Consider the following 11,426-nt stretch of genomic DNA (forward strand, 5'->3'; position numbering starts at 1 on the left):
TTTATAAGAGTCTGAACCTATTTTAAATCACAATTCTTAAGATCAATCAATTTAGTTTTATATTTTAGTTTGTAACCAAACCAAAGACATAAAAAAATAACCACACTACTATATGTTGTACAAAGATCAATCCATGAAATCTCCATTTTGAGGATAGCATTATACTCTTGACCTACTATAATAGTTAAACATAATATAATTGAAATTATAGGAGCAATTGGAAACCATTTAGCTTTGTAAGGAAGAGTGTTAATATCTTTCCCTTGTGCCACATATGCCCTTCGGAATCGATAATGACATAATGCGATGCCTATCCATGATAAAAAACCTGATAGCCCTGATGAATTTAGCAACCACCTAAATACCACTCCTTCGCCAAAAAATGAAGATAGAAAAGCGAACATACCCACTAGAGAAGTTATAATTAAAGCATTTACTGGTATACCATTTTTATTTAACTTCAAAAGTGATTTTGGAGCTTTCCCCTCTTTAGCCAAGGACCAAAGTATTCGAGTAGACGCATACACTCCCGAATTCGCGGCGGATAAAATAGAAGTTAATATTACAGCGTTCATAACCGATGCTGCAAATGCAAGACCAGCCTTTTCAAATACTATAGTGAAAGGACTCATTGAGATATTTTCAATATCACTATTCATCAAATAAGGATTTGTATATGGAATACGCAATCCGATAATTAGAATAGAACAAATATAAAAAAGTAGAATTCTCCAAAACACCTGTTTTATAGCCTTGGGTACATTCTTTTTAGGATTCTTACTTTCTCCAGCTGCAACTCCAATTAATTCTGTTCCTTGAAAAGAAAATCCTGCAATCATAAAAACAGAGAGGATACTGAGACTATTAGATGGAAAAGGTGCTTCCTCTATAGTGAAATTTTTAAAACCTATAAATTCTCCACCTATGATTCCAAAAATAGTAAATAATCCTACTAATAGAAAAATTATAATTGTGATTACTTTAATTAAAGAAAACCAGAACTCAGCTTCTCCAAATGACTGTGTAGAAAAGTAATTAAGCAATACAATAATGGTTAAAAAAATAGCACTCCATATAATTCCTGGAACTGGTGGGAACCAGAATTTCATGATGATAGCAGAGGCGGATAATTCAACTGCTATTGTAATTGCCCATGTATACCAATAATTCCATCCAAGAGCAAAACCAAGAGCTGGATCTACAAATTTAGTGGCATATGTACTAAATGAACCTGAATCAGGTAGATATGTAGCTAATTCACCCAAACTCATCATAATTAAATACACCATTACGCCTATTAAAATATAGGCTAATAAAGCTCCACCGGGCCCGGCCATTTGAATAGATGTACCACTAGAAACGAATAAACCTGTTCCAATTGATCCGCCTATAGCAATCATAGTCAGGTGTCTTGTTTCTAATGTTCTTTTTAACGTGCCTGTAGGATTTCCATTGGGTTTATGAATTGTATTGTCTATACTCGAAGTTACAGTTGCTCTTTCAGAACTCATGATTTCCCCCATATATATCGTGTTTAGAGATTAATTAAACTTATAAGAAACCTAATAAAAATGGATTGGACATCTATTTAAAGTTTAATTAGAACAATATAAAATCAATCTATTTTCCAATGTACATCAGTATGTTTTAATTCTTTAAACTCCAAAACAATACAGCCGAAGGGAATGAACACCTCTCTCCGACTGTAAAAATGTTTTAATTAATCTAAAGCTTAAACCTCAACTAACTCCTTAGTATCTTCATAGATTTCTCCCATAGTCTCATGAGAAATATTTTTAATTAAATCTTCTTCAGATGCATAACTAAAGACCACAACAGTACGACGAGAATCATTTTCTAAAGGTGTCACCCTATGCAATGTAGTGCCAGCTTTCATAAAGTAACAATGGTCTTGGGGAACATATACATTTTGAATTTCACGATTTTCAAGTACCGCTTTTAATCCCGTTTCAGGATTTTCTTTATCCCATACGGTATTAGGAATATATTCAACAATAGCTCCTTCCCCTTCTTTAGGTGCTTCAATTACCCAAATTAAAGCAAATGTGTAGTCATCCCAATGCCAACCATGAGTATCACCCGTTTTTTGCTGATTATTAATAATAAATTCTTCTGGCGTATATGGAATACGATGTACCGGTTCATTATTATTTAAAAATGTTAAGAAGTTTAATATCACTTCAGATTTAAAAAATGCTGGAATTATCTTTCCCTTTTCAGAAATACTGTCACGATTTACTACATTAAAGTTACGAGGTGTATTACCTGTAGCTTTAATAGTAATATCACGACGTTTTGCATTTTCTGAAAGAAGATATTTTGCTTCAGCAGACATAGCTGCAATTAAAGGTTGAGGTAACATGTCATTCATCATTGCTAATCCTTCATTTTTAAATCTCTCCTGAAGTACTAGTAAGTAATCTTTTTGAAGCGAGTTGATATGATTTTCTATAATAGTGTCAAATTGTTTTTGAAATTCCATAGTAAATTCCTCCTAATTTTCAAATAAGTATAGTTTATTTATCATCAATTACTTTAATCGCATGTAAACCATTACTACTTTGTACAGAGAGTCCTAATTCGAGACAATAATTAAGGTAGTCTGTAATATCTTTCGTAATTATCTCTCCTGGTAAAAGAACAGGTATACCCGGAGGTGTAACAAGGACTGACTCAGCAGCTACTCGTCCAATAGCTTGATCTAACTCCACATATTTTACCTTTGAAAAATATGCTTCTCTTGGTGTGAGAGCTAATTGAGGTGGTGTTAGTACGTTCATAGACCACTGACTTCTTGCAAATAGTTTTGCATCTGACTGTATTTCCCCATTGTTGAATCTCCTAGCCAACGAACCTAACGCTTGTACTAGTTGATTAATATCCGATTCATCATGCCCAATTGTAATAATAAAAAGAATATTATTCACATCGGAAAGCTCAACTTCTATACGGTAATCATCTCGCAAAATATTTTCTACTTCTCTTCCTGTTACACCCCAATTAGTAACGTTTATACAAAGCTTTGTCTCATCTAAAGCAAAACTAGAGCTCGAATGATTCAAATCTTCTGGTTTTAAACAAGAAAGTCCATACATTTGATCAATTTCATTTCTAGCTTTACGAGATAATGCAATTGCGCGTCCTAATAATTTTTCTCCGTTTATCGCCAGTTGTTTGCGAGCAGCATCTAATGAGGCCATTAATATATAATTTGCACTAGTAGTAGTAATTAAAGAGAAATTCTCTTTAACTCTGTCTAAGCTAACTAGTCCCTCTTGAACATTGATAACACTCGTTTGAGTAAACGAACCACCCATTTTATGCATACTAGACGATGCAATGTCCGCACCAGCTTGCATTGCAGACATTGGTAAATCAGGATGAAAATGAACATGTGATCCCTGAGCCTCGTCAACTATTACAGGGATTCCTTTCGAATGAACATAATCTATTATTTGTTTCAAGTCTGTTACAACACCATAATAGGTAGGGTTTATTATACATACACCTTTAACGTCCGGGTGCTCATCTAAGGTTTTTTGAATATTTTCTAGACTAATCCCATGACAAACTCCATATACCGGATCAATTTCAGGAGATATAAAGATTGGTACAGCACCGGATAGTATAAGTCCACTAACAATAGAAGCATGAACATTCCTAGGTACAATTATCTTATCTCCAGGATTACAAATGCTCATAATCATAACTACATTAGCACTACTAGTACCTTGAACACTAAAAATCGTGTAGTCAGCCCCAAAGGCTTTTGCAGCTAGCTTCTGTGCCTCATGAATAATTCCAGTTGGATGGCGTAAATAATCTAATGGCGGTATTCCTACTAAATCAAAATCTAAAGTATTTTTCCCAAAATATGTTGTAAATTCCTCGTCCAAACCTCTTCCCTTTATATGGCCAGGGGTATGCATTTGTAGAAAATTACCCTCTATGTAATTCTTTACTCCAGTAATTAGTGGTGTTTCATATTGCTCATCTTTACATTTACTTTTTACGGTATTTAATTGGATCTGCAAAGAATCACCTCTCTTAATTATGTGTACTTTCATATTTGATAAAACAGCAAATTTCCATTTAATATCCATTACGTATTTACCCACTAATACCATCAATGATATCTGTATCTATAATTCTCTTACCTTATCCCTCCTATTTATCTAAGCTGCTTAAGATTAAATCTAAATTTCTTAAAATTAAAATTTCTTAAGATTCAATTTTTATTATATATTTACTGAAAATAATGTGAAGTAGGCACTTTTTTGTATCAGAGTACCCCATTGCATACATAATTACTTATAATAAGCTATTTACTATAAGTAACTTATCATAAGACCTTCTTAATACAAAAAGAGCCCCATTGTATGGGGCTCTAAAATATTCGTGATTTCCAGCATAAGAATAAATCTAATTAAATATCCATCACTTTAACCTTGCTAAATTTTTCAATATGATTTATATAATCTGTTGCACTTTCCTCTAATTTCTCATCAGGTAAATTATAATCTACACCATAAAGAGCAAATGTAGGAAGGAATTTCATACCAGTATAAAGACAAGATGCTTGATAAGGTCTTAACAATTCACTTAATGTATACTCATTTGCCTCACCAGCTCGATATTCCTTTTCTATCACACCAGCTGAAATGGCTAACCCAAATTCTTTTCCACGAAGCTTATCTCCTGTTGATCCATATGCAAACCCATATGTCAAAATATCATCAAACCATTTCTTTAATAATGGTGGCGAACTATACCAGTAGAATGGAAATTGAAAAATATAGCGGTCATGTTCTACTAACAACTTTTGCTCACGCTCAATGTCAAATTTCCAATCTGGATACTCTTTATATAATTCATGTATTGTAAAATCTTCCGGGTATTTTTTTAATTCTTCTAACCAACGTTTATTAATGCGAGACTTCTCAATATTTGGATGTGCAATAACTACAAGTGCTTTCATGAATATACTCCCTCTCAAAAGATTAACATCACATTCGTAAAATAATCTTTTTATATTTTGGTAATATTGACATTATCTACTACATATAGCAATATTTAAAGTACGCACTTCTAAGTTCCATAGGCACTTTTAAGTTTCATAGGTACTTTTAAGTGCCTAATTAAGAGAAAGGAGATTCAAATAATTGTAGGACTATTCTATTTGAATTACATAACACTTTTGTGAAACCTATTATGAAAACGCATTCTTTTATATGTAATCTTATTCTTGAAAGGAGAAGATGCAATGAAAACTTATAACTTCCCTATCGAAGTAACTCTTGACGTTGTAGGTGGCAAATGGAAAGTAGTAATATTATGTATTTTGCTTGATGGAAAAAAAAGAACTAGTGAGATAAAACGAGCCATGCCTTGTATTACTCAAAAAATGCTTACACAGCAATTAAGAGAATTAGAATCTGATGGAATTATCGATCGTACTGTTTATACTCAAATCCCACCAAAAGTGGAGTACTCTTTAAGTGCGTATGGAACGTCTTTAACCAAAGTACTTGATAATATGTGTGAATGGGGTAAAAACCACATTGAAAAAAAACTAGAAGATGACCTACTTTCTGCTAATTAAACAGCTATATAACTAGCGCTAAACTAGCCTAATTCAAATAATTATATACGAGTTTTTCATCATGTTATATTGGTTTTGGTTTTTAAATCCCTTTTCAAATAAGCATGATTTCCCTTCCAAAATACTCGTAAAAAAATATATTAATAATTTGTAAATAAATCTAAAAACAATTGACTTTTCTGAATATTTAAATATAATTACCTTGTCATATGTTGCCAATAAATTTAAACTTTTTTGTCAATGTAAATAACAAAAAAGTTTAATTTAGCAATTATGAATATAGGCTTCTACTCAATGTTTCTGCTCAAAATTGAGTAGAAGATGAATAGTCAAAAAACTATTCGAACATAATTATTAAAAAATTTATGGAGACAGAAAAGGAGATTATTAAATGAACGTAAAAGAAAAGATGCAACTAGGAGAAATTTATTGTGGATTTGACAATGAATTAGTAACAGCAAGAGAAAATGCTAAAAAACTTACACGATTGTATAATGTAACCACGGATACTGACCGTGATTATCGTGATATGCTACTTACAAAGCTATTCAGAAAACGTGGTTTAAATACATTCGTAGAGCCCAACTTCCGTTGCGAGTTTGGATATAACATCGAGGTAGGCGATAATTTCTTTGCAAACTTTGATTGTATTATTTTAGATTGTGGTAAAGTGACCATTGGAAATAATGTATGGCTAGGACCAAGGGTACAAATTTACGCTGTAAATCATGTAAAAGAACCACAGGCTAGACTAGAAGGATATGAAATAGCTGCACCTGTAAATATTGCTGATAATGTTTGGGTAGGAGGAAATACGGTAATAAATATGGGCGTTTCTATCGGCGAAAACAGTATTATTGGATCTGGAAGTGTAGTAACAAAGGATATTCCGGCTAATGTTGTAGCAGTAGGAAACCCTTGTAGAGTGATTAAGTCAATAAGTGAACTTTAAGTATAACCAGTATTCTTATATATACCATTTTATTTTTATATCAGAATAAAATATTTAATTTAGGTAAAATAAAACCCTATAGAGTAGATACTATGAAAATCTACTTTATAGGGTTTTATTCTGATTATCAAACTAATTGTACTGCCTTTTGATAACTATTTTCATGATCAAGATACCTTGTTCCAACTTCACACATTTGTAGTAAAATTACTTTTAATTCCATTCCTTTACCAGTAAGAGAATATTCCACTTTTAGTGGTACTTGATGATATATCTCTCTTTTAATCAATCCATCTCTTTCTAATTCTCTCAATTGTTTGGTTAACATTTTCGAGGTAATTCCAGGAAGTAAACTCTTCAATTCACTGAAGCGCTTGCTTTTAGTAATTAAGTAATACATAATTAAAGTCTTCCATTTTCCACCTATCATGTTTAATAATAATTCTATTCCACAATTATATGTAGCGCCCTTCAAAATATTCCCCCTATTTACATATGATAAATCGGATTAAATCGACTTTATACCCAATGATATCCATTCTTAAGTATCTTTCCAATGAAATTTTAACATGTAATTATGATAAAACCATACAAATAAATCAAAATCTCTATTTTATTATTCTTATTGTAGAAAATCACTTATGTGGTATTATTTAATTTTTAAATATATCCTTTTCTTTCAATCTGACTTTGAAAGACTCGCAACCTCAAATAACCCAAGCGATTCCCTATATATAAATAATACACTTCCAATAAAACATCTGGCAAGCAAAAAACTATTTTCATATGTTGAGAAAAAAGATTCCATTGTCCTTCCAAATTCTTTGGCTTCTGGATTTGAATTATTTATTTTTGTATGTATAGCTAGATAATTAGCAGACCAAATTGCATATTGTATAGGTAATATTTTATAAAATGTTACCCGATAAAGAAAAGAGGCTGGTGGATAAATTCTTCACCAGCCTCTTTCTATCTTACTATTCAATTAGAAGCTAACCGTCGCTGCTTCCTCTCCTGAACTAATCATTCGTTGTTCAATCTTTCCTAGCAGTTCCTTTATCTTACCTGAATAAAGTTTAACTGCTTTCGTAGATTGAGCATTTTTAAGCTCTTCTGTCCATTCTGCTAAATCTTGCTTTTCTTGATTATTTAAATAATCAAAAACTTCCTTTCGAGACATGGGGCTCACCTCAACTCTGTTTATTTGGCCATTACATAACCAAATCTCCTCATCTCTCTATTTCTATTTATAACAGATTACTCCTCTTTTATTCCTTATTCTTTTTCTCAAGTTCGGTCAACTTCTTTGAAATAGACTGAATCTCATCAGTTTTCACTTGTTCCGTCGCCAAACGATTGTGCAGCAAGAAGGCTTGCCCTGAAATCCCAGCAAGAATACTCACCTTGAGAATATCCATTGTTGTTTCAGGGTTAAACATGGCAACACCAACGAGTGAAGCAATACTGCCTACAAACATTTCTCCCAAGAAACCCGGGTGAAATGCAAGCTTGCTTTTACGAGGCAACAAAAACTTTTTGTTTGTAATGTAGTGACTAGCCAATCCTGAGACCATTCCAGCCACAACAGTGACAATAACAGTGATCAACATAATATACACCCCTTTTCGAAAAACTTTTGACATTGCAGCAGCAGTTTCTATTTAATAATTAGTTCTTATGACATAGCACCACCCCTTTCAGGCAAAAACAAATAACCTTCCAGGATAATGAAGTGTTTACACAATAAAATAAAGCAACATAAAGTTCCTTTTTGTGTAATTTCATTAACCCGAAAGGTTATAAGTAGTTAGTGATATAAAAAAGAAAAAGAAAAAAATGCAACTTAATTATATCACAATGAAGTTTATTTTATCTTTTAATTCAGAAAATTAATTTTGTAATTTAACTTTCTCAAGTTAACAAACTAAATTATTTGATACTTTTACACCTTCTAATAATTTGAGAGCCTGATTATTATTTATTTTTTTGAATCTGCCATCAATTATGCTGTAGATCACACTACAATTTTGATGAATATAGAATTCCAGTATCTCAAATGCAACCTGTTTATCCTCTGTATTTTCATAGTTGTATACATTTATTATTCTCGTTCCTGTCTCACGCACTAACCATAATACCTTTCGCGTGAACTACCCTCCACTTTTTTATAATTTTCATAGTCGATATATCCACTCTTCTTAGAAAATAAAAAAGACAAGGAATTAATCCTCGTCTTTTTCATAACCGCAGTCACTTTTTTCTTCATATTCTATTACCATAACCAAAAGCGCTTGGCCTTGTTCACGTTCCATGAACCCGTTTGGTGTTATTTTTTTAACTATTTTCCCGTAATTAGCACAATACTTCAAAAAGCCATTCACTTCTTCATCAATTCTTAATGCATCAGCAATAATAGTTCTAATTTGTAATAACATAATAAATCCCTCCCAATAATTTTTTATTTTAAATATGTAATCTCAGAAATTCGAAATCCCTCTATTTCTGGTACATATTTAAATTCCAGAATTAAGTCGTTTTGTTTTACCAAAAACAATCCTTTTTTTACTTTTGTAACAGTTCTTGGTTTTTCATAATTAAATAGACTTGGTTTACTTTTATAAGTAACTTTGTAATTCTTATTTGTACTAAAATTGTCCGATGTAAATGCATCAGCTAATTCTGCAGTAGTTACATGATTTCCTAAAAACATTTCTAGTTCTTTTTTATTTTGATAAATGGTTAAGTAGCCGTTCAAATCAATATCATCAAATATTAATTTGAATTGCCCTCCTAAGTCGTTAATCACATTTTGTGATAATTCATCTTCAAACAAATAATCGTATTGAACTTTTTGTTTCAAGTCCTCTACTTTGATAGGAGTTAAAGCATCTGTTTGAGGTTCATCCTTTATAAAGGTGTTATAAAAAACAAACATCATAGCTAAAACGCCTAACACTAAAAATAATCTCTTAATCTTCATAAAACACTCATCCTTTCACAATGTGATATTCTCCAAAAAATGCAAAAAAGCCCTTTTCGGAGTTGTATTTAAAAAGAAAGTAAAAGTAAAAAACTTAAACTATCTTTGAAAATCGAAACCCCGAAAGGGCTATAGTAGTTATAGATATAAAAAATTGAAATTTAAAAAAGGTATACTTAATTTTAACAAATTACACCTGTAAAAACAATAATTTTCAGAATATTTAATCCGCTAATTTTATGTTATGATGAATACTATAAATCCTCAGATTGGAGTTTGATTTACAATTGAAAAAACGTCTACTTTCTGTTTTTCCAATATTAATATTTATAATTGGTGTTACCTTACTGTTACTAAGACAGTTCGTTTTTTTTCCATATAAGGTTTCTGGAGTTTCTATGGAAAACACCTTATTTAATAATGACAAGGTTTTGATTAATCACTTTATCCATTCAATAGAAGACCTGCAAAGATTTGATATTGTTGTTGTCAATTCCCCCCTAGAAAACACTTCCAATAAAAAAACAATTATAAAAAGAGTAGTTGGTTTCCCCGGAGATACAATAGAATATAAATCACAGCAGCTTTATATAAATGGACGTCAGGTAAAAGATGCATACTCAAAAGGTAAAACAGCTAATTTTTCATTAAAAAGTATTTATGGTTTCGAAAGGGTTCCGAACGATACAATTTTTGTATTAGGAGATAATCGCGAAGAAAGTTTAGACAGCAGATTTAAAGAAATAGGCTTTATATCTTTGAATAATATAGAAGGCAAGGTAGTTCTACGCTATAAACCATTCGACAGATTTGGGAATTTTTAAGAAAACATTATGGTAGCAAGTTTTATAGGACATTTTATTTATCATAAAAGAAATACCCTATTGAATAGACTTTTTAAGTATCCATTCGATAGGGTACATTTTATTTTTTATCGTTTTGCTAAAATCTTATTTAGCTACACCATTAGAATTTGATGCAAGTAAACCATTACCTGGCTCTTTAGAAATTGTTCCTGCAGTTTTCTGTTCTGATTTCTGTTCAGGTTTCTGTTCTGGCTTTTGCTCTGGCTTTTCTTTCTCAAGAACTACAACATTTACTGTTGCCTTTGAGCTGTTACCTGCCTTATCGATTGCTGTTACTTGAATTGATATTGTGTCTGACTTACTTGTATCATACGCTCCTACTGTTACTACTGGATTTGGATCTTTGTTATCTTTTACTTCTACTAAGTCTCCTGCATTTAGACTATCCCCTACATGTACGGTCACATCTTGCTTCGCTGTAATTACTGGTGCTTCTGTGTCCTTTTCTTCCTCTTTTTCAACTACATTAACGGTTACTGTTGTACTTGAGCTATTTCCTGATGCGTCAGTCGCTGTTACTGTCACTTGAATTTCTCCTGTTTTACTTGTATCATACGCTCCTACTGTTACCACTGGATTTGGATCTTTGTTATCTTTTACTTCTACTAAGTCTCCTGCATTTAGACTATCCCCTACATGTACGGTCACACCTTGCTTCGCTGTAATTACTGGTGCTTCTGTGTCCTTTTCTTCCTCTTTTTCAACTACATTAACGGTTACTGTTGTACTTGAACTATTTCCTGATGCGTCAGTTGCCGTTACTGTTACTTGAATTTCTCCTGCCTTACTTGTATCATACGCTCCCACTGTTACTACTGGGTTTGGATCTTTGTTATCTTTTACTTCTACTAAGTCTCCTGCATTTAGACTATCCCCTACATGTACGGTCACATCTTGCTTTGCTGTAATTACTGGTGCTTCTGTGTCCTTTTCTTCCTCTTTTTCAACTACATTAACGGTTACTGTTGTACTTGAGCTATTTCCTGATGCGTCAGTCGCTGTTAC

Annotated in this window: 12 protein-coding genes and 1 pseudogene; 3 read left to right on the plus strand and 10 right to left on the minus strand. The window is 32.2% G+C overall.

The window, feature by feature from the left end:
* Positions 1-17: 17 nt before the first annotated feature.
* The 4 genes from ACQKNR_RS24620 to ACQKNR_RS24635 all read right to left on the minus strand — a co-directional run bounded on the left by ACQKNR_RS24620 (position 18) and on the right by ACQKNR_RS24635 (position 4,999).
* Entirely contained in the window at positions 18-1,511 is a 1,494-nt protein-coding gene (locus ACQKNR_RS24620) for an amino acid permease (protein ID WP_427321463.1), read from the minus strand.
* A 221-nt stretch (positions 1,512-1,732) separates the two neighbouring features.
* Positions 1,733-2,503, minus strand: coding sequence for a HalD/BesD family halogenase (locus ACQKNR_RS24625; RefSeq protein ID WP_427321465.1), 771 nt, complete (start codon positions 2,501-2,503; stop codon positions 1,733-1,735).
* 34 nt (positions 2,504-2,537) lie between these two features.
* Positions 2,538-4,055: an aminotransferase class I/II-fold pyridoxal phosphate-dependent enzyme gene (locus tag ACQKNR_RS24630; RefSeq protein WP_427321467.1), complete on the minus strand. Its 1,518-nt coding sequence runs from the start codon at positions 4,053-4,055 to the stop codon at positions 2,538-2,540.
* A 392-nt stretch (positions 4,056-4,447) separates the two neighbouring features.
* Entirely contained in the window at positions 4,448-4,999 is a 552-nt protein-coding gene (locus tag ACQKNR_RS24635; RefSeq protein WP_427321469.1) for an NAD(P)H-dependent oxidoreductase, read from the minus strand.
* A 285-nt stretch (positions 5,000-5,284) separates the two neighbouring features.
* Between ACQKNR_RS24635 and ACQKNR_RS24640 the strand changes: the two genes are divergently transcribed.
* Entirely contained in the window at positions 5,285-5,623 is a 339-nt protein-coding gene (locus tag ACQKNR_RS24640) for a winged helix-turn-helix transcriptional regulator (RefSeq protein ID WP_427321471.1), read from the plus strand.
* 391 nt (positions 5,624-6,014) lie between these two features.
* Positions 6,015-6,575: a sugar O-acetyltransferase gene (locus ACQKNR_RS24645; RefSeq protein ID WP_427321473.1), complete on the plus strand. Its 561-nt coding sequence runs from the start codon at positions 6,015-6,017 to the stop codon at positions 6,573-6,575.
* A 127-nt stretch (positions 6,576-6,702) separates the two neighbouring features.
* Here ACQKNR_RS24645 and ACQKNR_RS24650 read toward each other — a convergent pair whose 3' ends face one another.
* From ACQKNR_RS24650 to ACQKNR_RS24670, 5 genes are all read right to left on the minus strand, one after another.
* Positions 6,703-7,005, minus strand: coding sequence for a winged helix-turn-helix transcriptional regulator (locus tag ACQKNR_RS24650; protein ID WP_427321533.1), 303 nt, complete (start codon positions 7,003-7,005; stop codon positions 6,703-6,705).
* A 555-nt stretch (positions 7,006-7,560) separates the two neighbouring features.
* Positions 7,561-7,755 carry a hypothetical protein gene (locus tag ACQKNR_RS24655; protein ID WP_427321475.1) on the minus strand — a complete coding sequence of 65 codons (195 nt, stop codon included), beginning with the start codon at positions 7,753-7,755 and terminating at the stop codon, positions 7,561-7,563.
* An 88-nt stretch (positions 7,756-7,843) separates the two neighbouring features.
* A complete protein-coding gene (locus tag ACQKNR_RS24660; protein ID WP_002203144.1) occupies positions 7,844-8,185 on the minus strand; it encodes a DUF4257 domain-containing protein in 342 nt (113 codons plus the stop codon).
* Positions 8,186-8,797: 612 nt separating this feature from the next.
* Positions 8,798-9,010, minus strand: a complete 213-nt coding sequence (locus ACQKNR_RS24665) for a hypothetical protein (RefSeq protein WP_427321477.1) — start codon at positions 9,008-9,010, stop codon at positions 8,798-8,800.
* A gap of 23 nt (positions 9,011-9,033) precedes the next feature.
* Positions 9,034-9,555: a peptide ABC transporter ATP-binding protein gene (locus tag ACQKNR_RS24670; RefSeq protein WP_427321479.1), complete on the minus strand. Its 522-nt coding sequence runs from the start codon at positions 9,553-9,555 to the stop codon at positions 9,034-9,036.
* Positions 9,556-9,842: 287 nt separating this feature from the next.
* Here ACQKNR_RS24670 and lepB point away from each other — a divergent pair, with 287 nt between their 5' ends.
* Positions 9,843-10,379 (plus strand): signal peptidase I, encoded by a 537-nt coding sequence (lepB, locus tag ACQKNR_RS24675; protein ID WP_427321481.1) that lies wholly within the window; start codon positions 9,843-9,845, stop codon positions 10,377-10,379.
* 126 nt (positions 10,380-10,505) lie between these two features.
* Here lepB and ACQKNR_RS24680 read toward each other — a convergent pair.
* Positions 10,506-11,426: pseudogene (locus ACQKNR_RS24680) on the minus strand (adhesin); the annotation flags it as partial.

It is taken from the genome of Bacillus sp. NPDC094077, from assembly GCF_050279465.1.
In the GTDB taxonomy this organism is placed as follows: domain Bacteria; phylum Bacillota; class Bacilli; order Bacillales; family Bacillaceae_G; genus Bacillus_A.